Raw genomic sequence first — 23409 nt, 5'->3', positions numbered from 1 at the left:
AATGAAAAAAATAATAATAATTTTAGGAGTAATTGCCTCACTATTTACTTCGTGTAGTGACATAGATGAAAAAAGTTTGTCTTATCCTGCGGCTGATGAAACATACAGAACCTCAGGTGGATTTCAATTGTTAGTGAATTCTACTTATGCAAGATTAAAAGAAATTTATGGAAATAATCCATGGTTTTTTGTGGGAGGAACTGATTTGTATGCTGAAGGTTTTAATCCCGAATCGCCTTTAAGTAATTATGCCAGTCTTGTACCTTCATCTAACAATGTGGAAGAGTTATATGTATCTTGTTATTCTCAAATACAATCAGTAAATAAAGTATTGTATTATTCAACAATTACAGAGCAAACATCTAATTTAAATGTATTAGTAGGTGAAGCTCGATTTTTAAGAGCAAATGCTTACTTCTTGTTGGTTCAGGCTTATGGAGGAGTACCTATTGTTAATGATCATATAGTGAGTACTGAAAATACATCTTTTAACAGAAATACAGAAGAAGAAGTGTATAATCAAATTATTGAAGATTTGAATGCTTCTTTAGCAACTGTAGGAATAGCAAATTATGCTACATCAGGAAAAGTAAACAAGAGAGCTGTAAATGACTTATTGGCTAAAGTATATTTAACAAGAGGATACCAATCTTATGGTAAGCCCGCAGATTTTTCTACAGCAGCTACTTTTGCAGATGCAGCTATTGCAGGACAGCCATTAGTATTGCCATTTGATCAACTGTTTAAACCTGGAAATGATCTAAATGCAGAAACTATTTTTTCTGTTCAATATGACAAAGCTTCAACAAGTACTAGTCCAACCACTCTTGGTAACAGACAATATTCTTATTATAGTTCTAATTTAGGAGGAACCAATGTTGGTGCGCCACAGAGAAGTCAAAATTTATTACCAACACAGTATGCTTTAGATCTTTATGAGGGGCCAAATGACAAAAGATGGGATGCAACTTTTATGACCACAATTTATTCAGGTACCGAAACAACAAACGGAGTATCTTCAACTGTTGTATATTTTCCTTATTACAGAAGCAGTACTTTGAGCACATTAAAAACATTACATTTTTATGAGCCAAAAGGGTATACACCTTCTCAAAGAGCTGCTTATATAGCTTCACATCCTGACTTACAAAAACCTAATAGACCAAATGGAGAGCCGAGAGGATACCATAGATATGGAGAATACGGTGCAGAAAGCGTTGCTGTTCCGGGATGGATTAATGATGCTGGTACTATACCTGTGAAAAAATTTGATGATCCAGAATTATCGACACCACTGGGTACTGGAGCTGTAAGTACAAGAGATATTATCCTGGCAAGATTAGCAGACACATATTTAATTGCTGCTGAAGCTTATCTTAAATCAGGAAATCCTGCAACGGGGCTATTACGCTTAAATGCCGTAAGAACCAGAGCAGGAGTAACTGGCGCCCTTCCTGCAGAATTTAATATTGATTACATTTTGGATGAAAGAGCAAGAGAAATGTTAGGTGAGTATAATCGTTGGTTTGATTTAAAACGAACAGGTACTTTGACAACACGAGTACCAGGCAATAATTATAAAATTAAATTAGTCGATTTTGGAACTGCTCCGAATCAAAAATTATTAAGACCAATTCCTCAAAAAGCAATTGATTTGAATAAAAATAAAAATTTTCCTCAAAATCCTGGTTATTAGTAATTGATAATTTTTTGAGAAATTGTTTTTTTGAAGAAGTTAAAAAGGAGTTCGATCATGAATCGGGCTCCTTTCTTAACGAAATAATAGTTCGCTTGAAATGAAAAGAATGTTGTTAGTATTATTGTTTGTTTATCAGGGTATTATAGCACAAGTTTATAGTATTGATACGTCATACACCGTAAAAAGTACTTACGTCAAACTAATTAAAAAATATCCTTCTATAAAAATTGCAGAAGCAAATAAAGGAGTAAATGATAAACAAATTGAGAATGTAATTTATTATAAAGACAAAAACAGAGCATTGCATTTGGATGCTTTTTTTAATACAAACAAAAAAAATAATCCAGGCGTAATCATGATTCATGGTGGGGGATGGAGATCAGGAAATAAAAATCAAATGCGAGTTTTAGCACAGGAAATAACGACAAAAGGTTATTCTTGTTTCGCAATTGAATATAGGTTATCACTGGAGGCAAAATATCCGCAGGCGATTTACGATGTAAAAAATGCTATTAAATTTATCAAAGATAATGCAAAAAGATTCCATGTAGATCCAGACAAAATTGCCGTTTTAGGTTGCTCTTCGGGAGGACAAATGGCAGCTTTGATTGGTACAACCAACGAAGATTTAGCTTTTGAAGATGCGAAGTATAAAAGTAAATCATCTTCAAAAGTACAGGCAATTATTGATATTGATGGAATATTAGCTTTTAAACATCCAGAATCAGAAGAAGGAGAAATGGCAGCTTTTTGGTTGAACGGAACTTATGAGGAAAATCCGGAAAACTGGAAACAAGCGTCGGCATTAAGTCATGTTGATAAAAATACACCGCCAACACTATTTATCAATAGCAGTTTTGACCGGTTTCATGCAGGACGAGATGATATGATTGCGATTTTAAATCAAAATAAGATTTATAATGAAGTCAAAACAATCAAAAAATCACCTCATTCATTTTGGTTTTTTCAGCCTTGGTTTGACGAAACGGTAGAGTACACCACCCAATTTTTAGACAGAATATTCAAATAATTATAATAAAAATGAAAACAAAAATCACATTAGTAACCTTATTTTTAGTTGGAGTTACAGCGGTTAATGCTCAAAAATATGACATTAAGACGGCGAAAACGTATGCCGAAATATCTGCGAAAACGGATGGGAAATGGGAAGGACGTAAATACATTGGAGGAACTGTTTTTAAAAATGTGGATCGATTAAAACTTGCTCCTGAACATACAGACCATTCTTTTGATATTCGTTACGAAGGTCCGGGTTGGGAGAGTAATCGAATAGGATATCGTTTATACCTGGATTGGAGAAATGCTATTGATATTTTTGGAAAGAAAACTTCAGCGAATATTTTACCACTTGTAGGGCAGGATAATTTTGATTCGTATCATGAAATGAGCGATTGGGGTGCAGATATTCTTAAAGCCGGAAAAGGAATCGGAATTGGGTCTATCGATCGTTATTTAAATAATGAAAAATTACACTTTCGTGAAGTAGATTCAACTATTGCAACTGTGGTAAATAAAACAAACGAATCTGGTGTAAAAGTGAATTACTACGGATGGAAAACGGCTTCTGATAAAATCGATTTTACATCAGTGTTAACCATTAAACCAGATCAGCTGTACACGCAGCACACGATTCAGGCATCAAAAGAAATTAAAGGAATTTGTACGGGAATTGTAAAGCAAAAAAATACAGAATTGCTTAAAAAAGAAAGCAAAAATAAAAAATGGGCTTATTTAGCGACTTACGGTGAGCAATCATTGGTTCCGGATAAATTAGGAATGGCTATTTTTTATCAAACAAATACCATTGAAAATGTGGAAGATACCACTTTAGATTATCTTTTGGTTTTTAAACCTACTACGAAAGCTACTTCTTTTTACTTTTTAGGCGCTTGGGAACAAGAACCAAACGGAATTAAATCAAAAGAAGAATTCGTGAAGTATTTAGATCAAAAGTTAGAAGTACTGAACAAGAAAGGTAAAATGTAGTTTGAAGAAATTAAAAATTAAAAATTAAAAATCTGCTTGATCTGCTAAATCTGCGAGAACAAGTATTAATCTTTTATCCGATAGCTATCGGGGTTTGTAAAAAGATATCCAGTACTAAAAATAAAATATATGTCTAAGTTAGATTTTATAAAAGTAAATTTCAACACTGTTGTATTTACATTGCTACTCATTTTAAGTAGTAAAACAATAGCGCAGGAAAATAAAAATGCTGTTCTTACTGACAATTTAAAATGGTCAGAGAGAACGGCATTTACTATTTTGAATACCTATCCTAAAGCCTCGCAGATCGACGGGACTAAAAAGCCAAAATGGGATTATAAAATGGGATTGGTTTTGTATGCTTTTGAAAAATTATATCAAAAAACAAACGACAAAAAATACTTCAATTATATAAAAGAATATGCTGATGAATTAATCGATCGTGATGGAAATATTTTAGATTATAATAGTAAAGATTACAACATTGATTGTGTAAATCCGGGAAAATTACTTTTTAATTTATATGATGAAACCAAAGACAACCGCTATCAAAAAGTTATAGAGCAATTAAGGACTCAAATTGAGAACCAGCCAAGAACAGCAAGCGGAGGTTTTTGGCACAAGCAAATATATCCCAATCAAATGTGGATAGATGGTTTGTATATGGCTGAACCTTTTTATACACAATATACAGTTAAGTATGAAAAAGGTAAAGCTTTGGATGATATTGCAAAACAATTTGAATTGGTGCAAAATCATTTGGTCGATCAAAAAACAGGATTGGTATATCAGGCTTGGGACGAGAGTAAAGAAATAGCATGGGCAAATGCTGTAACAGGAACATCGCCAACAATATGGGCACGCGGTATAGGTTGGTACATGATGGCTTTGGTAGAAACGCTGAATTATTACCCTAAAACAAATCCAAACTATAAAAAGCTGGCAGACTATTTGAACCAGATGGCAAAAAGTGCAGTCGAACATAAAAGTGCATCAGGTCTATGGTATCAGGTGGCGGATAAACCTGATTTGAAAGGCAATTATTTAGAGTCGTCATCTTCTGCGATGATTATCTATAGTCTGGCAAAAGCAGCGAATAAAGGATATCTAACGTCAGGTTATAAAAAAATCGCTCAAAAATCATTTGATGCGTACCTTAAGGAGTTTGTAAAAAAAGGTACAAATGGAGAAGTAATGATTTCAAATGTATCCTTGAGTGTTGGTTTAGGAGGAAAACCTTTTCGTGACGGAACAAATGAATATTACGTAAATAGTAAAGCAAAAGATAATAGTTCTCCGGCTTTAGCAGCATTTTTATTGAGTGCAATAGAATTAAAAAAATAAAAAAATTAAATATCTTAAAAAATGAAAAATACTAAAAGACAAAGTTATTTTACATCAGTTGTTTTAGTTTGTTTAATAGCTTTTACAAGCTGTAAAGTAACTTCTCAGGAACCTTCAAAAAAAGAAATCATTATTTCTAAAAATTTAAAATGGTCTGATAAAATGGCTTTGACCTTAATGAAACGTCATCCTGAAGCCTATATGATTGATGATTCTAAAAAACCGAAATGGGATTATGTTCATGCTTTGGTTTTGCATTCGATCGAAGAATTATACAAGAAAAATCCGGATGGAAGATATAAAACTTATATAAGAGGTTATGTAGATGAGTTAGTGCAAAATGACGGAACTATTAAAACCTATGAATTAGACAAATACAATATTGATCTGGTAGTGCCGGGACGTTTGCTTTTTGATATATATGCTGAATCAAAAGAAGAAAAATATATAAAAGCAATGCAGTTAGTGCGCAAACAAATTGCTGAGCAGCCACGCACGCAAAGTGGAGGCTTTTGGCATAAAAAAATATACCCAAACCAAATGTGGTTAGATGGGTTATATATGGGAGAGCCATTTTATGCACAATATACTCTTACTTTCGAAAACGGAGAAAAGTTTGATGACATCGCAAAACAATTTGAGGTAATTCAGTCGCATGCTACAGATCCAAAAACAGGTTTATTGTACCATGCCTGGGATGAAAGTAAACAAATGCCTTGGGCAAATAAAGAAACAGGTAATTCTCCAAATTTCTGGTCAAGGGCTTTGGGCTGGTATGTAATGGCGCTTGTTGATGTATTGGATTATATGCCAAAAGATCACCCAAAACAAAAAGAATTAGTACAATACCTTAACAATGTATCAGCGGCTTTGGCTAAATTTCAGGATAAATCAGGTTTATGGTATCAGGTAACTGATAAAGGTAATAAAGAAGGAAATTACCTTGAAGCTTCAGGATCATCAATGTTTGCTTATGCTTTTGCAAAGGGAGCCAACAAAGGATATCTGCCAGCAAGCTATAAAAAATTAGCGAACAAAGCTTTTGACGGATTGACTAAAAAATTAATAAAAGTAGATGCTGATGGCGGAATAACGCTTACTCAAGCTTGCCAGGTGGCTGGTCTGGGCGGAACTCCCTATCGTGATGGATCATATGAATATTATGTAAACGAAAAGAAAAAAGACAATGACCCTAAAGCTACCGGACCTTTTATTCTGGCTGCTATAGAATTGAATAGATAACTTCTATTACGTTTAATCAACCAGTTTGTCATTTCGACGAAGGAGAAATCCCCGCAAGTAATTCCGCAAAGAAAGTCACCAATTTTTAGATCAACTCTTGCAATTAATTCGTCTATTACCTATTGCTCGTGTCTCTTTCGTTGAATTGATAAAAAACAGGTTAAAACTTACTTTCCAATTAAAACCTGTCGGGTTTAATTGGAAAGTATAATAAATACCAAAAATGAAAAATTTCAAAGCCCTCTTTCTTTTATTATCCATAATCGCGATACAAAAGAATTTTGCTCAGGTTTGGGTGCCGGATAATGGAGACGGAACGTATACCAATCCTATAATTCATGCCGATTATTCGGATCCTGATGTGGTACGCGTGGAGGATGATTTTTATATGACGGCATCCTCTTTTAATTGCATTCCCGGATTACCCATTTTACATTCGAAAGATCTCGTAAATTGGAAAATTTTGAGTTATGCTTTGCCAAAACAACCTCCGTTTGAAACTTTTAATAAAGTGCAGCATGGCAATGGTGTTTGGGCGCCGAGTATTACTTTTCATAATAATGAATTTTATATTTATTATCCTGATCCTGATTTCGGAATTTATATGATTAAAGCTAAAAAAGCAGAAGGCCCGTGGTCTGAACCTCTTTTGGTAAAAAGTGGCATCGGACTTATCGATCCTAGTCCTTTATGGGATGATGATGGGAAAGTGTATCTGGTTCATGCCTTTGCCGGAAGCCGGGCACAAATAAAGAGTCTGATCGTGGTTTGCAGTATGAATGCAGAAGGAACAATAGCCAATAATGATGAAGTGATGGTTATAGACGGACATGAAAGCGAAGGCACAATCGAAGGACCAAAATTTTATAAACGAAATGGTTACTATTACATTTTTGCTCCTGCAGGTGGGGTTTCTACCGGTTGGCAAACTATTTTAAGATCAAAAAATGTGTACGGCCCCTATGAAAAAAAGAAAGTTTTGGAACAAGGAAAAACTGCCATAAATGGTCCGCATCAAGGTGCATGGGTGCAAACGCAAACAGGAGAAGACTGGTTCATTCATTTTCAGGACAAAGGTGCTTATGGCAGAATTGTACATCTTCAGCCCATGAAATGGGAAAAAGATTGGCCCGTAATGGGACAGGATTTTGATAAAAACGGAATTGGAGAACCGGTTACAACATTTAAAAAACCAAATGTAGGTAAAAAACATCCAATAGAAACTCCTGCAGAATCTGATGAGTTTAATGAGCCAAAATTAGGTTTGCAATGGCAATGGCAGGCGAATTCTCAAATCAATTGGGGTTTTCCAACAAGTTTAGGATATCTTAATTTATTTTGCCAGACTACTATAAAAGACAATCAGAAAATTTTTGACGCGCCCAACTTATTGCTTCAAAAGTTTCCCGCAGAAGAGTTTACTGTCACCACTAAACTGACTTTTAATACAAGGCTAAATGCGGAATCGACAGGACTTATAATAATGGGATTAGACTACAGTTATCTTAATTTTAAAAATGATAAAGGGAAGCTCTATCTCAATCAGAAAACAGGAACTTTTGATAAGAAAATTTCGGAAACAGAAACAATTCCTGTTTTAATAACAAACAATATTATTTACCTTAGGGTAAAAGTTAAAAAAGGAGGTATTTGCAGTTTCTTTTATAGTTTAGATGATAAAAAATATCAGTCTATAGGATCTGATTTTGTTGCAAAAGAAGGAAAATGGATTGGGGCCAAAGTTGGTCTTTTTGCCTTGAGCGAAAAAGTAACAAACGATTCAGGAAATGTTGCGGTAGATTGGTTTAGAATAACAAAATAAGCTTAAAATGATTCAATTTAAAAAATATATAGTATTAGTTTTATTTAGTATTTGCTTTGCAGTAAATGCTCAAAACACCTATAAAAACTGGCCGGATATTATTCGTAAAAATGATGCAGGATGGTTTGGTACAGATGAGGCTAAAAAAATAGCAGAGAATGCTTTGTTGTATCAACGAGATATTGGCGGATGGCCAAAAAATATTCAGATGCAGGAAGAGCTAACCGCGCAGCAAAAAAAGGATTTACTTGCCCTTAAAAGTTCGACTAAAGAAATTACTACAGACAATAGCGCAACCTGTCAGGAAATGCTTTTTATGTCTAAAATGTATGCTCAGGTCAAGGATGATCGCTATAAAGAATCTTTTTTAAAAGGTTTAAACTACTTATTTGAGGCCCAATATGGTAATGGGGGATGGCCTCAGTTTTTTCCACTGAAAAAAGGGTACTACACACACATTACATACAATGATGATTCGATGGTGAATATACTAACCATTATGAAACATGTAAGTGACGATAATGATTTTTATAGTGTAAAACCATCAAAGGAAATTATCGAAAAAGCTAAAAAATCTTTCGATAAAGGAATTGATTGTATCTTAAAAACGCAATACAGACAAAATGGAATTTTAACGGCCTGGTGTGCACAACATGATGAAGTTACTTTTGCTCCCGCAAATGCAAGAGCTTTTGAATTGGCGTCTTTAAGCGGGTATGAATCAGCTAAGATTGCTTTACTGTTAATGTCGATAGATAAACCTTCGCCCGAAATAATAACGGCAGTAAAAAGTGCACAGATTTGGTTCGAAAAAACAAAAATCACTAATCTTGAGGAGAAACGTATTTTAAACGATGACGGAAAAATTATTGATAAAAAAATGGTTGTTTCTCAAAATGCTGCACCAATTTGGGCAAGATTTATGGAGCTTGACAAAAATGAACCATTTTTTTGCGACCGTGATGGAGTTAAGAAAAAATCTATTGACGAAATTGGTGCAGAACGCAGAAACGGCTATTCCTGGTATACAGATGCCCCAAAAGAAGTATTGAAAAAATACCCTGCATGGGCGATTAAAAACGGAATTAAATTATCCGCAGCAGAGACTTCAGACAAAAAAAAAGCTAACTTTTTTACTGTTGCTTTAGACGGATCAGGTGATTTTACAAAAATTCAGGATGCTATAAATGCGAGTCCTTCATTTCCATATGAAAAAATAACGGTTTTCGTAAAGAATGGAGTTTACAATGAAAAGATTAAAATTCCGGAGTGGAATACTCATTTAGCGCTTGTTGGTGAAAGCAGGGAAAATACCATTATAAGTTTTGATGATAATTTTTCGAAAATCAACACAGGAAGAAATAGTACCTTTTTTACCTATACGATTTTGGTAGAAGCCGATGATTTTTCAGCATCAAATTTAACGATAAAAAATGCTTCAGGTGATAACGGACAAGCAATTGCATTGTCTGTGGTAGCAAATCGTGCTAAGATATCAAACTGTAATATTCTGGGCAATCAGGATACTTTGTATGTGTCAGGAAAAGATGCAAAGCAATATTTTAAAGATTGTTATATCGAAGGTACAACCGATTTTATTTTTGGAAGTGCTACTGTATTATTCGAAAATTGTGAAATTCACAGTATCAAAAATTCCTATATCACAGCAGCTTCAACTCCTCAGGATACTACTTTTGGGTATGTTTTTAAAAAATGCAAACTTACCGCTGAACCAGCTGCTACATCAGTTTATTTGGGCAGACCCTGGCGTATTTATGCCAAAACAGTTTATATCGATTGTGACATGGGAAAACATATCAAACCAGAAGGCTGGCATAACTGGTCAAAACCCGAAGCAGAAAAAACTGCTTTTTATGCAGAGTATAATTGCAAAGGCGAAGGTTTTCAGCCTAAAAAAAGAGTTTCATGGTCACATCAGCTTTCAAAAAAAGAGGCAGCAAAATATACAATAGAAAATATCTTAAAAGATTCTATTGCTAATTGGTATTCGAAATAAAAAAAATTAGCCCACAGATTTTAACGGATTAAACGGTTTTCGCTGTTTTCTTTTCTTGTTTTTTATCAAAAAAAACTAAGATCTGCCCAATCTGCGAGACTTTTTTAAACGTTAGGTTTTTGACTAATTAAAAAAAATTAGTTTGCTTTATGTAATAAAAAAATCCGCGAAAAACCGTTTAACCGGTTACAACCCGTGGGCTAAACCAAATAAAATATAACATTATGAATTTTAAGTGTCTCATTTTTCTACTGATTTCATTTGCTTCTTTTGCACAGCAGACTGAATTTCCATCGGCAAAAGTAGATGCTATTGTCAACAGAATTCAGCTTCCGGTTATTCCATCTTATCAAATAAATGTTTTAAAATTAGGAGCAAAAGGAGATTCTGTTACCAATAATAAAGCTGTATTTGATAAAGCCATGGCGTTGTGTAAAAAGAACAAGGGCGGAACGATAATTGTGCCCAAGGGGATTTATAAAATCAATGGTCCAATTCACTTTGTGAGTAACGTTAACCTTAAAATGGAAAAGGGAGCAAAAATTAAATTCAGTGATAACCCGCAAGACTACTTACCCATGGTTTTAACAAGTTGGGAAGGAACAATGTTATACAATTACAGTCCGCTAATATACGGTTACGAATGCTCAAATATTGCTATAACTGGCGAGGGAACTATTGATGGAGAAGGAGGTAAGGTATGGAAAAGCTTTAAGGCCAAAGAGGGAGCAGGAAAAAATCTAAGCCGCGATATGAATCATAATGATATTCCGCTTAAAGACAGGAAATTTGGGGAGGGGCATTTTTTACGTCCGCAAATGATTCAGTTTTTCAATTGCAGGAATATTTTGGTGGAGAATATTCGTATCGAAAATTCCCCTTTTTGGTGTTTACATTTATTAAAATCCGAAAGTATCACGGTTCGGGGAGTACGTTATAAATCGTTAAATTATAATAACGATGGTATTGATCCTGAATATGCAAAAGATGTTTTAATCGAAAATGTAACTTTCGATAATGGTGACGACAACGTGGCTATTAAAGCAGGAAGAGATCATGAAGGAAGAGCAAATTCAGCCACACCAAGTGAAAATATTGTAATTAGAAACTGCAATTTTAAAGGACTTCATGGCGTTGTAATTGGCAGTGAAATGTCAGCAGGAGTACAAAATGTTTATGTTGAGAATTGTAAAACCATTGGTTATCTAAAAAGAGGAATCTATTTAAAAACTAATGCCGATAGAGGCGGTTTTATTAAAAATGTTTTTGTGCGAAATATCAAACTCGATGAGGTAGAAGATTGCTTATATATCACTGCAAATTATCACGGAGAAGGCAATGGTTTCCAGTCTGAGATTTCGAATATTTCTTTCTCGGATATTACCTGCAACAAAGCCACAGAAAATGGAATTGTAATTCAGGGATTTCCGGATAAAAAGATCAGGAATATCTCTTTAAGGAATATTGAAATCAAATCTGCTAAAAATGCGTTATCGAATGAGAATGCAGAAAACGTTCTAATGACAGATGTATTTATAGGGCAGCGCGCAACAGTTCCATCGGCAGCGAAATAGTTTTTTTGAAGGACTGAGAGACTGAGGAATTAAGGGACTAAGGCTTTTAGCTGCCAAGGTTAAAGAGGTTCATGATACGGGCTAAGAACTTTTTATTGTCAATACCAACGCGACCCACCATTAAATTAAAAAAATGATTAACATCAATAATATATTAAAATGAAAAAATATATAGCACTAACATTGCTTATAACTACAGTTTGTTTTGCACAAAAAACAGCAGTATATTGTATTGGAGATTCGACAATGGCAGACAAGAAAGATCCGGAACGTAACCCGGAACATGGGTGGGCACAGGTGCTGCAGACATTTTTTAATGATAATATTGTTATAATAAATAAAGCTGTAAACGGCAGAAGTACCAAAAGTTTTATCAATGAAAAACGTTGGGACTCTGTTCATAATAAGCTTAAAAAAGGAGATTATGTTTTTATTGAATTTGGACATAATGATGAAAAAATAGAAGATTCTACGCGATATACTAATCCGCATACAGCTTACCGACACAATTTAATTCGCTTTGTAAAAGAAAGCCGTGAAAAAGGTGCAATTCCAATATTGCTTACTTCTATAGCAAGACGTAATTTTAATGAAAAAGGAGTGTTAGTGCCTACTCACGGAGATTATCCACTAGAAACAAGATTAGCAGCACAAGAGTACAATGTACCACTTATAGACCTGGAATATCATACTGAACTATTAGAACAATCTTACGGACCAGAAAAATCAAAACAATTGCATTTGCATTTTAAAGCCGGAGAAAATGCTTATTATGATAAAGAAAAAGCAGATGATACACATCTTTCAAAGAAAGGGGCTGTTGAAGTTGCCGCTATAGTCGTACAGCAGCTTAAGATCCTACAGGATAAATCCCTGGAAAAACTTAAAAAATCAATAAAATAGCAATACTTCACAATGAATTTACTACTAAAGTAAGTCTCTTTCAATTGCTTTTGAAAAATCAATGAAGTTATCATCATTGATGATTTCGGAAAATGTTTTGTGATTAAAATATATAGATAAACCAGTGAAGCTATCTTCACTGGTTTTTTTTACGTAAAGAGAAGCTTTATTTAAGCCTAATTACTATATTTTTTTTATAAAATCATCTGATGGCTTTCTGTGAAACTGATCGTAATACTTTGAACAGAAATAACTTAATTTTGTATAATTAAGTTCATAAATGATTTCAGTTAATGTCGTGTAATCGCCACTTTGTAAAAATTTATTGGCCAGCATCATTTTTTCCTTTATAAAAAAATTATTTGGAGTACTCGAGAAACTTTTTTTAAATAGCATTTTGTATTTTGAAGGCGACATACCGGCCATTTCAGAAAGAAAGCTTATAGAAGGAAACGGATTATAAAGATTATTTAATAAATATGTTTTTGTTTTGGTAATAGCTTCAATTTCTAATTCGGTAACCTCATTTTCAACAGCTTTTGAATTTTCATACCGATTTAAGAAATTACCCAGCAATTTTAGCGAAATACCTTTTAGATGGGAATTAAAATTGATGTCGAATACTGATTTATCCTTTATAGATCTGATTAATAAAATGCTGTTACTGTCTATATTGTCATAATAATAAAGCGAATTTTTTGGAACTTTAATTTTTCGTTTACTGAATTCCTCACTAGGATGATTTTTTAAAAAACCATCTAATAGTTTTTTATCAACAAGTAATCGCAATGCTAATGTTCGTTTGTTTATTGCCGGTTTAAAAGAACTTTCTATTTTATTATCTATAATAGCAAGTCCCAGATTATCATAAGATCCGATTTTGTAATCAATATTATTAATTTTGATCACGTTAGCATTTTCACTTAGATCAAAATGTAAAATATATAATTGATTATCAGATTTAATACGATTTATTTTTACAGACTCATTCAGTACAAAATCCATAAGTAATACTGAAATACCAGGAGTGATTTGCGTAAAATAGGAATGACCTTGACCAAGTGATTTCGGAATAACGATTATCTTATTATCAATAAGTTCGCCATTCATTTCCTTAGCTAAATGATGCTGCCATTCTGGAGTTAAACTATAGAAATGAGTGAATTTTTTCATAATAAAATGTGGTATATTTTTAAATTATAGTTGTTTGACAAATATTTTGGGGGATAATCCAAAATGTTCTTTAAATTTTGATGCGAAATAGGAATTGTTGGTAAAATTAAGATCATCTGAAATTTGCGATATAGAAAATTGTTTACTTTCAAGAAGTTCTTTTGCGTGCAGTAATTTATTATCCATAAAAAAGGCATTAGGTGTCATTCCTGTTATTTTTTTAAATAAATTTTTAAATTTTGATTCAGACATATTAGCCATATTAGCCATAATTTGAATACTGGGAAATGGCTCTTTGATGTTTTCAATTAAAAACATTTGTGATGCTATAATCTTGTTTAAATCGTCTTTGTTTACTGTTTGAATGATAATTCTGTTCGCAGACATTTTTTTTAGAAAATTTGCCAGTAACATATGCACTGTTCCGGTCAAATTCAAATCAAAAATAGGACCGCCAACTTTAAGTTTTTGTAAGTCATTTAAAATATGAAAACTGTCGCTACTCATCCTGTCAAGCATTACAATGGTGTTTTTTTTAGGATTTGTTATTTTATCAATATCACGAAAGTATATATTGTTTTTTATGGCAAAAGACTCCATCATTGACTTTTTTAAAAATATAGACAAAGCCAATGTTCTACTGCCTTTTTTTACTTCATAATCTGATTCTAAGCCACCATCTATAACTGCTAGGTTATATTTCCATCGGCCTATGTCTTTCATGAAATTATTGGCAGATAATTTGGCGTCGCCATCGGTTAAATTATAATATATTCCAACGAAATCATTGCTTATGTTTTTCTGGATAAATTGAAGGTTTTTGTTGTATTGTACATCAATATAATAGGCAATGATTCCATCGCCACAATCTAAAAAATAACGTGTCCCTGTTTGGATACTTTCAGGGACAATTATAAAATTTCCAACAATTTTTCCTTCGAGCTGTTGAGCAAAAGGTTTTGTCCATTTTAAGTCGGTACCGTAGAAGTGTTCAATTTTTTTCACGTAGAGCTAGTTTTATAAAGTTAAATTTATTTTGTTTTTGTCTAATACTCTGCTTTTTAATTGTTACCCATAAAAAGTTTTTAATAGATGAATTTTATCAGATACAGATTTAATCTGTATCTAAAGTTTTTATTGTAGTTGCATCTACTGGAAATAGCAAGACATTATCATTTATTGTCTTAAAAAGTCAGTTCCATTAGAAATAATAGATATAATTAAGATAATTTTTGACTAAGCGTTTTACGATCTATTTGCAGTATTTTTGCTGCTTTACTTTTATTATTATTTACAGCAGTAAGTGTTTTTATGATGTGTTCTTTCTCAAATTCTTTTAATGATCTAAAGAGAAAACTTTTTTCGGGAACATGGTATTTTAAATGTTCAGGAATATGCTGAACATTTATAATTTCGTCACTTAATATAATCATACGTTGAATAATATTTTCTAATTCTCTGACGTTTCCCGGCCAGGAATATCGAAGTAATATTTCAATAGCTTTTTCATCTATCGAAGTATTGGGTTTGTTATATTTTATCCCATACTTTTTTAGAAAGCTGTTTATTAATAACAACAAGTCTTCTTTTTTATCTCTAAGAGGAGTTGTTTTTATATTAATGACGTTTATTCTATAGTATAAATCTTCTCTAAATTTTCCTTCCAAAACCATTTTGTGCAAATCGCTATTGGTTGCACAAATTATTCTCACATTTATTTTTTCAACTTTTGTAGAGCCTACTTTAGTAACTTCTTTTTCTTGTATTACGCGCAAAAGTCTGGTTTGAACTGATAACGGGGCTGTTGCAATTTCATCTAAAAATATAGTTCCGTTTGAGGCTGCCTGAAAAAATCCAATTTTTGATTCTGATGCTCCTGTAAAGGCTCCTTTGGTGTATCCAAAAAATTCCGATTCTATAAGATTTTCCGGAATTGCACCACAGTTTACCGATATAAAAGGCATTTTTGAAAATGCACCTTTATAATGAATTGCTTTTGCTATAAGCTCTTTTCCTGTACCGCTTTCTCCTTCTATTAATACATTAACGTTATTGTCTTTTACACGGTTTATTATTTCTACTAATTTTTCAAAGTGTTCTGAACGGCCTACAATACCAAAGTAATTATTGTTTTCTACTGACGAATTAATCCTGTTTGATAAAGTTTTCGGACTTGTTTGTGCCTTCAATAAAGATTTTTTAATGGCCTTTTGAAGTTCATCACTTGAAAATGGTTTGTTTAAATAATCTAAAGCGCCTGCTTTTATAGAATTTATTGCATTATCAATAGTGTTAAACCCTGTAACAACTAATTTAGGTATTAAGGGGTAATGTTCATTAGTATATTTTAATAGTTCAATACCATCAATATCAGGCATATTGAGATCTGTAATTAATAAATGAATATCATTATATTTTAAAACATCGATGGCATCAATTACAGAAGATGCTTTGTAAGTATGATAATCAAAGGACTTTAAGTGACGCTGAATTACATCAAGCATATCATAATTATCATCGACGATAAGTATGTTTTGTTTCATTATGCTCATAATTAGTTTAAAGGTAATTTTATTATAAAAATCGATCCTGCCGGCGTATTATTTTCTATGACTATTTCTCCATTATAATTTTTAACGATTCCATGAACGACACTAAGTCCAAGTCCGCAGCCTTTTGTAGTTTTAGTTGTAAAAAAGGGTTCGAATACTCTTTGTTTAATGTGATCAGGAATTCCGGTTCCCTGATCTTCTATTGTTATTATCAAATTTTCAGTGTCACTATCGATAATTGTTTTTATTGTACTTTTTTCAGGAGAGGCATGTATGGCATTGATGAGTAAATTAAAAAAAACCTGTGTAAGTTGAACATCATCGATCTTAGCCTGTATAGTATCGTTTTTAAAAACCAGTTCGCATTTAATATTTTTTTCCTGAAAGTTTTGTTTCAGGAATGACATTGCAAAATCAACAATAGGTTTGACTTCTTTAAATTGTCGTTGCTGAGGTATTTCGCAAGAAAAAAACATTAGTTTTTTTACGATTTCACGACAATAAATAACAGAGTTTATTATTGTAGCAATATCAGAATCTATTTCATGATCTTTATTGCTACTCTTGATTAGTTCTGCATAACCCAATATGTTGCCCAAAGGAGTATTAAGTTCATGTGCTATTCCTGCTGTCATTTCTCCCAGAATAGAGAGTCTGTCTATTCGTTCTACCGTTCGCATTAATCGCTGTTTTTTTTCGATAGTATTAAACTTCTCCAGATAATTACCTATTTCATATGCAATAGTATCCAACAGTTTTTGTTCTTCGTTCAAAAAATCACTAGCATTGTATTTACTTTTTGGATAATGAACCTTAATATATCCAGCAGTTTTTTTTGCGATATATATGATACTAGTTTGGTATTCAGTATGTTCAGTTAGTTCAGCTGTATTTAATATATAATCGGGAACAAATAGCTCTACTATGGCATCTTTATCGTATCTCCATGCCTTTTTTGTACTCGAAATTATTTTTTGTAATGCTTGTTTTTCTTTAGTGAGAGACCTTGCAATTATGGTTGAAACTTCATAAAGGCAAGTTAACTCTTTAACTCTTTCTTTAAGCTTTTCTTCTGTAGGAATAAGTTTCATTTATTTGTAAGAAATTATTTATAATGAATTTAAATTGATTTCAAATGTAGGCAAATATTTTAGTTAGTAGTAGTAAATAAAATTTAAATTAAACTATTTGAAAATAAACTAAATATAAATTATTGTTTAGTCTTATTCTGATATTTTAATAACTTATAAAGGTATTTTTTTGATTTTTTTTCATCGATAAAAATAGCTGTTAAATTGTAAGAAAATTATTTTGTACAAAAACAATATTTCATTTTATGGAAACCACTTTTTATCTGCTATTTGAGCAATTTGTTAAAAGTCGTATTCTGCTATTTTTATGTCTTCATTAGTAAGCGTACACATTGTGATTGCACTAATTTTGATTTGATTTTTTACAGAAATAAAAAATTTCCAAATACGTACAAATGCAATCATAAAAGATATGAGTAATTCTGGTTTTTTTCTGGAGTTTGAGTTGAATATAGGCGAAATTCGAAAATTAAATAAAATGTATTTTAAGAGCCTCTATCGAGAACGTGTTGTTGTTTTTTCAGGAATTCTCTTAATCTCAGCTGTTTTTTTTGATTTTTTTGATCTCAATGATGAAATAGATTATATACAATGGCTGGTACGAAATCTGATCCTTATTGTATTGTTTTTTTTATTTCAGTATTCGTTTGTAAATACGATAAGTAAAGTTGTTTTTCAGTTCATTAAAAAGCTATTAAAATATAATAGGTTTAGTAAAAAGTATAAATTTAATTTTACCAATTCGAGAATTTATGTGCATTCTCCCATGGGTGAAGTTGTTCATAAGTGGAGTCAGATTGATAAAGCAATTTTAACTAAAGATTTTTTCTTTCTGTACGTTAGGGGGCGAAATAATTATATAATTTCAATTTCAAGCAAATACAATAACGGTCGAAAAATAGATGAATTAATATCTTTTGTAGAACATAATGTAACTCATATTAATAAAATATAATTTTCTGGAAACTTTTAAATAAAAACCTTAATCTGTTCATTTTATAACGTATAGGGTTCCTTATTTAATCTCTGTCAATTTACCTTTGTATGAAATTTAAAACAATTGATTTGTAGTTGGTTAGGTTGTGTTTTTAAGGAATAACAATAAGGAGAATAATTTTTTAATTACTTCTAAATAAGTTTAAAAATGGAAAAGGAAAGAGTTTTGGTTTGTGATAATAAAGGTATTTTTTTAAAGATGTTTAAAAGACGCTTTAAAAATGAATTTGATTTTTTCGAAAATTCATTTTTGTCGAAAAATGAAAATGAAGCTGCAAAATTTGATCGCTCAATATATGTTGTCTATGACAAGTCTGAATTGGTTGAGTTTTTACAACTTGAAAAAAAAGGAACTAATGTTTTGGTATGCTTGTTTAATAAACAATTATACGACAGTTTATCGTTTTTACAAGAGGTTAAAAGTTTGATATTGTTGGATAGTTCTAAGACAAGAATTGAAATTATAAAAGAGTTACAATCTCATTTTAAAAATAAATCTGATTTGGTACCCGAAACGTCAGAAATGAAGTTTGCAGCTTCGAATATAATGTCAATAAAGTTTAATAATTTTTATAAAGCTTTATTTTTTCTTATGTAATTTAGTTAATTATAATTCAGTTTCCAATTAATGTGTTGTAGTTGGAATAAAAAAAAGCAGGAATCCCATCAAGGATATCCTGCTTTTTTATACGAAATAGTCCCAAAAAGAAGTTATTTCATTTTATATATTTCTGAACCCGCCAGTAAAAAACAGCCTAATCCGTAATCTTCAAAATCAGGAACTTTATCATAAGATAAAGGTTGGCCGTCCTTTGGTTCTTTTCCAGTAGATTGCAAATACCCTAAAAAGCCATTGGTGTGTAAACTTTCAGTTGTCATCGCATTCCATGCTTTTTGAACAACTGGCAGGTACGTTTCTTTTTTGAGAATCCCGCTGTTGATTCCGTAAGCCATTCCATAAACAAATAATGCTGTACCAGAAGTTTCTTTTTCTCCAAAATTAGTGGGATCATGTAAACTTACATTCCAGAAACCATCAGCTCTCTGGATAGGAACCAGGGCTGCTGCCATAGCTTTTAAATCTTTTACATATTGTGCCCTGTAAGGTGCGTTTTCAGGAATAATCGTTAGCACTTTAGCAAGAGCCCCAATTACCCATCCATTTCCGCGGCTCCAGTAGCAATCTTCTCCGTTTGGTTCCTTGTAAGGAGGATCAAAATCAGCATCGCGCCACCATAAACCATCTTTAGGATTATAAAGTCCGTGATCTCCATGTTTGTCACGCGAGTACATGTACATTTGATACATTTTTTTGAAATAGCGATTGTCTTTTTCCAACACTCCAAGTTTGGCAAAAACCGGCATCCCCATTTGTATAGCATCAATCCACGACCAATCGTCTAATTGAGGCGTATTCAAAAGCATGTTGATATTCGCTTTTGTATTCTTCAATTTTTTGGCATCCGGCTCCAGATTATACAAATCGATATAAGTTTGTGCAGCACAATAATTATCGGCGTTTCGGGTCGTATTTCCGCCATTAAAACCCCATTTATGAAATTCAGACCAGGCATATGCATAATCGTAATAAGCTTCTTTAGGGTAAATTTCATGTAGTGCCATAAGTCCTTCATAATAGACCCCGCGCGTCCAGATATTACTTGGGCGTTCTTTATTGGTAATTATTGTTTTGCCGGTTTCAGGCCATTTTTGCATGAAATAATCATTGGCAAGCATCATTTGTTTTAATACTAATTTTTTATCAAATGCTTGTTGTGCGTTTGCCGAGTTAGTGTATGAAAGGCATATAGCGAAAAATAAAAGTAACTTTTTCATTTTTAATATTCGTTATTTAATAATTAGTTTTCTTGTTTTAATGGCGTAATCGTAACAGGGCCTAATAATCCCGAAGGCATAAGTTCCCATTTTGTGGCATCAAATTTTTTATAATCTTTATCGACCATATTGATTTCATAAAAAATCTTCCATTCTTCACCTTTTAGTTCTTTATCCCTGATTCTGTTGGCAGAGAGATTTGTAACCTGAACCTTTAGTATATTTTTTCCTGATTTTAGTTTTTTAATGTGCAATTGATAAGGAACAGACCATGCCGTACCTATAAATTCATCATTTAGCCAGACTTTGGCACTTTCGCGGACATCTCCCAAATTGAGACTCCATTGATCTGCTTTAGCATTAGGCTTGTCAAATTCTAAAGTATAAGTTGCCGTTCCGGAAAACGCAGCTGCATCAGGACTTAATTTAGTCCAGGATTCTAAAGTAGATACTGTTGCATTTGCAGGAAGCTCCGGACCACCTTTGTCAAATGCTATTTTCCAGTTTCCTTTTAAAGAAATGGCATTCGCAACAGGCTCATAATATTGCCATTTTTTTTGTGATGCCGTATTTTCTGTTTTTAAAAAATAAGATTGTCCCGGTTCTATTTTAAGCTTAACCAGTGTTGTATTGGCATTTTTAGTAACAATAGCATTACCGTAAGCTCTGGTTAACGGATCAAAAATAACAACTTCTTTATTGCCGATTTGCAGCGGAATAAAAGTATCTATCGTTTGTGGGGTATGATTAACCAAGTAATAAATTTTTTCACCATCAATATCTCTTCTTGTGTATTTTAAACCTGTTTCTACAAGTTTTTCAGGATACAGTTGTACATTTTCCAGAGCTTTAAAAATGTCTGAGGCAGGCTGTATTAAGGCTGCATTTGCTGTTAAAAGATTTTGAAGGTTTTCCTCCTGTTTCTTAAAATCGTTGAATCCGGGAACTGATTCAGGTAGACCTTCAAAAATAATAGCTCCGCCAGCTTTTTTGAGTTCAATTAGTTTTTGCAAAGTAGCAAGAGGCATTTTTTTACAAGACGGAATAATCAGCGATTTAAAACTACCGCCGGGTAAAACAATTTTTCCGTTGATTACTTTTGCATCTGCTATAAAATTATCAGAGATAAAATCTACGCCATATCCCTTTTTTATTAAACTTTTGGTAGTGTCATAAAACGAGGTATCGTACAGCCATTCTGATAAAGAATGTATTTTGAACTGAAAGAATAAATTACCTTTTTGATATTTGTCCCAAGTATCAAAAATAGGCCAGTAAAGCAGGATTTCATTATCAGATTTTCCTTGTTGTAACAATGACTGGCAATTTGATATGTAGGAGAACAAAGCCGGAGCATCTTCCCAAATACTGTTATTAGAATTGAAATTTACCGAAGCATAAAATTGCCATCCCGGCCATGCTGCCCTTGTTGGCGAATATGTAGATCCATGAAGAAAAACATGATTTACTCCGTTGAGCATTAAATCTTCGACCTCAGGTTTACATTGTGATAACGCTGTTTTAAAGTGTTCTCTCAGCCATGTAAAAGTCTCTGATGAAACTAAATTTTTACCTGATATATGAGCCGCAGATGACGAAAATTTCAACATCACCGGATCAGCATCACCTTCACGAATATCCTCTTTTTCTCGTCTGAAACCCGGAATGTCAAATGGCATAGAGCCAAAAGTTTCACATTCCGGAATATCCGCGGAAGCATACAAATCAATAAGATTTCCGGGAGATCCATGCGCCTGAAGTTTGGTTTTAAAGTTTTTAGAATGCGCCCATTTAGTCCATGATTTATCAAATTTATTCAATAACAAATCACCAATCGTTTGCCTGTAATCACTTCTTATTCTGTTACCCGCTTCATTATAAGTTTCATTTAGTAAAAGAGGTAATTGTTTTTTAAGATCATATCCACGTAAGGCTTTAAATTCTTCAAAGAAATTAGGTGTGAAATCAGTTCCGTATACCTCAAAACTATCATTAAAAATGGCTCTTATTTTTCCTTCACGACCTTTAAAAGCAGTATTAAAAGGAACTACATATGCATTTAGTGCTTCTTCAGAATAATGATCTAAAGTATATCCTTTGCCACCCGGCGCAGCTCTTTTTACTTCCTGTCCTGTTTTTCCGCTAAAAACGGCGTAAATCGTATAATCAGTTTTATGGGCTTTCCATTTTAGTTTATTAGGTTCTGATAAGTTGGGTAAAGCAACAGGATTGCCTTCAATTCCTTTATCTTTAGTATTAACTTTATTCTTTTTAACCTGATCTGTTAAATTAATATAAGTGCCATCGCTTGCATAGGCTACAACATATAAAAGTTCAGCAGGTACTTTTTCTTTACTGTTGGTGACAACAATATTTTTATCGAAAGTTTCATTCTTCTTAATCGAATATTTCTCTACAATTAATTTTGAGGCAGCATAAGGCAATGTTACATGAGAACCTCCGTAAGGCCAGCCCGTTCCCAATACCATATCAACTTGCATATGCAGACTATCGGCAATATGAATAGTGTAATCTAACATCTCCATCCATTTAGGCGAAAGATAATCGATAAAATTATTTTCTTCTCCTTTTACACCGTAGATAGGTGTAATCTCAACACCACCAATTCCTGCTTTATAAAAGTCTGTCAAACTCTTTTTGAGGTTGGGTTTATCTACAGCACTTCCCATCCACCACCAACGTGCCCACGGCTGATTGATGTTAGTAGATTTTGGCCAGGGAGAACCGGATGTTTCTTGCGCAAAAGTGCTAAGAGCGCCGCAAAAGAATAAGGTAATAAGGAGATTGGATTTGGTTATTTTCATTATTTACTCAAAAAGTTTTAGTGGTTACTAAATTAATCACTTCACATCGTTAAAAAATCATACAACACAATTTTTCAGCAGTAGTAATGAAGTAAAAGTATTAGTAACCCATCAAAAGGCTATCCTGTAGCATCCTGTTTTTAGTAATTATATTAAAAAACGGAATGTTTAAACAATGTAGTTACTTATTTTGTTATTCTTTATTTTTTATATAAATAAATACCAAATAATAAAAAATATTTTAATTAAATTTTTGATATCATATTTATTAATATTTCATTTTTTTTAAAGATTGTAAATCAGTCAGTTGTGCGATTTTTGTCTTAAA

General features: G+C 32.7%; 17 protein-coding genes. 11 read left to right on the top strand and 6 right to left on the bottom strand.

Features of this window, described 5'->3' with window-relative positions; genetic code table 11:
- The first annotated feature begins 1 nt into the window (after position 1).
- The 9 genes from B0M43_RS20135 to B0M43_RS20095 all read left to right on the top strand — a co-directional run bounded on the left by B0M43_RS20135 (position 2) and on the right by B0M43_RS20095 (position 12608).
- Positions 2–1696 (top strand): RagB/SusD family nutrient uptake outer membrane protein, encoded by a 1695-nt coding sequence (locus B0M43_RS20135; protein WP_078007939.1) that lies wholly within the window; start codon positions 2–4, stop codon positions 1694–1696.
- A gap of 109 nt (positions 1697–1805) precedes the next feature.
- Positions 1806–2729: an alpha/beta hydrolase gene (locus tag B0M43_RS20130; RefSeq protein WP_246860155.1), complete on the top strand. Its 924-nt coding sequence runs from the start codon at positions 1806–1808 to the stop codon at positions 2727–2729.
- 11 nt (positions 2730–2740) lie between these two features.
- Positions 2741–3706 carry a DUF4861 family protein gene (locus B0M43_RS20125; RefSeq protein WP_078007937.1) on the top strand — a complete coding sequence of 322 codons (966 nt, stop codon included), beginning with the start codon at positions 2741–2743 and terminating at the stop codon, positions 3704–3706.
- Between the two features lie 129 nt (positions 3707–3835).
- Complete coding sequence (locus tag B0M43_RS20120; protein WP_078007936.1) at positions 3836–5050, top strand: glycoside hydrolase family 105 protein; 1215 nt, start codon at positions 3836–3838, stop codon at positions 5048–5050.
- A gap of 21 nt (positions 5051–5071) precedes the next feature.
- Complete coding sequence (locus tag B0M43_RS20115) at positions 5072–6292, top strand: glycoside hydrolase family 105 protein (RefSeq protein ID WP_078007935.1); 1221 nt, start codon at positions 5072–5074, stop codon at positions 6290–6292.
- A 223-nt stretch (positions 6293–6515) separates the two neighbouring features.
- Positions 6516–8114, top strand: coding sequence for a glycoside hydrolase 43 family protein (locus B0M43_RS20110; RefSeq protein ID WP_078007934.1), 1599 nt, complete (start codon positions 6516–6518; stop codon positions 8112–8114).
- Positions 8115–8121: 7 nt separating this feature from the next.
- Positions 8122–10131, top strand: a complete 2010-nt coding sequence (gene pelA / locus B0M43_RS20105; protein WP_078007933.1) for a pectate lyase — start codon at positions 8122–8124, stop codon at positions 10129–10131.
- 224 nt (positions 10132–10355) lie between these two features.
- Positions 10356–11705 carry a glycoside hydrolase family 28 protein gene (locus B0M43_RS20100; protein WP_078007932.1) on the top strand — a complete coding sequence of 450 codons (1350 nt, stop codon included), beginning with the start codon at positions 10356–10358 and terminating at the stop codon, positions 11703–11705.
- A gap of 159 nt (positions 11706–11864) precedes the next feature.
- Positions 11865–12608 (top strand): rhamnogalacturonan acetylesterase, encoded by a 744-nt coding sequence (locus tag B0M43_RS20095; protein WP_078007931.1) that lies wholly within the window; start codon positions 11865–11867, stop codon positions 12606–12608.
- A gap of 183 nt (positions 12609–12791) precedes the next feature.
- Here B0M43_RS20095 and B0M43_RS20090 read toward each other — a convergent pair whose 3' ends face one another.
- The 4 genes from B0M43_RS20090 to B0M43_RS20075 all read right to left on the bottom strand — a co-directional run bounded on the left by B0M43_RS20090 (position 12792) and on the right by B0M43_RS20075 (position 17424).
- Complete coding sequence (locus B0M43_RS20090) at positions 12792–13781, bottom strand: AraC family transcriptional regulator (RefSeq protein ID WP_078007930.1); 990 nt, start codon at positions 13779–13781, stop codon at positions 12792–12794.
- 24 nt (positions 13782–13805) lie between these two features.
- Entirely contained in the window at positions 13806–14786 is a 981-nt protein-coding gene (locus tag B0M43_RS20085) for an AraC family transcriptional regulator (RefSeq protein ID WP_078007929.1), read from the bottom strand.
- 215 nt (positions 14787–15001) lie between these two features.
- Positions 15002–16324 carry a sigma-54-dependent transcriptional regulator gene (locus tag B0M43_RS20080; protein ID WP_371295971.1) on the bottom strand — a complete coding sequence of 441 codons (1323 nt, stop codon included), beginning with the start codon at positions 16322–16324 and terminating at the stop codon, positions 15002–15004.
- Between the two features lie 11 nt (positions 16325–16335).
- On the bottom strand, positions 16336–17424 hold the full coding sequence (locus B0M43_RS20075) for a sensor histidine kinase (protein WP_078007927.1): 1089 nt from the start codon (positions 17422–17424) through the stop codon (positions 16336–16338).
- Between the two features lie 412 nt (positions 17425–17836).
- Here B0M43_RS20075 and B0M43_RS20070 point away from each other — a divergent pair, with 412 nt between their 5' ends.
- Positions 17837–18379 (top strand): YcxB family protein, encoded by a 543-nt coding sequence (locus B0M43_RS20070; protein ID WP_078007926.1) that lies wholly within the window; start codon positions 17837–17839, stop codon positions 18377–18379.
- 189 nt (positions 18380–18568) lie between these two features.
- Positions 18569–19018: a hypothetical protein gene (locus B0M43_RS20065; protein ID WP_078007925.1), complete on the top strand. Its 450-nt coding sequence runs from the start codon at positions 18569–18571 to the stop codon at positions 19016–19018.
- A 113-nt stretch (positions 19019–19131) separates the two neighbouring features.
- Here B0M43_RS20065 and B0M43_RS20060 read toward each other — a convergent pair whose 3' ends face one another.
- Positions 19132–20256 carry a glycoside hydrolase family 88 protein gene (locus B0M43_RS20060; protein WP_078007924.1) on the bottom strand — a complete coding sequence of 375 codons (1125 nt, stop codon included), beginning with the start codon at positions 20254–20256 and terminating at the stop codon, positions 19132–19134.
- A 23-nt stretch (positions 20257–20279) separates the two neighbouring features.
- Positions 20280–23081, bottom strand: a complete 2802-nt coding sequence (locus B0M43_RS20055) for a glycosyl hydrolase (RefSeq protein WP_078007923.1) — start codon at positions 23079–23081, stop codon at positions 20280–20282.
- Positions 23082–23409 lie beyond the last annotated feature (328 nt).

This window comes from Flavobacterium sp. KBS0721, from assembly GCF_002007065.3.
Lineage (GTDB): Bacteria > Bacteroidota > Bacteroidia > Flavobacteriales > Flavobacteriaceae > Flavobacterium > Flavobacterium piscis.
The sequence above is the reverse complement of the archived record's forward strand: the minus strand, read 5'-3'. Positions and strand labels throughout refer to the sequence as shown.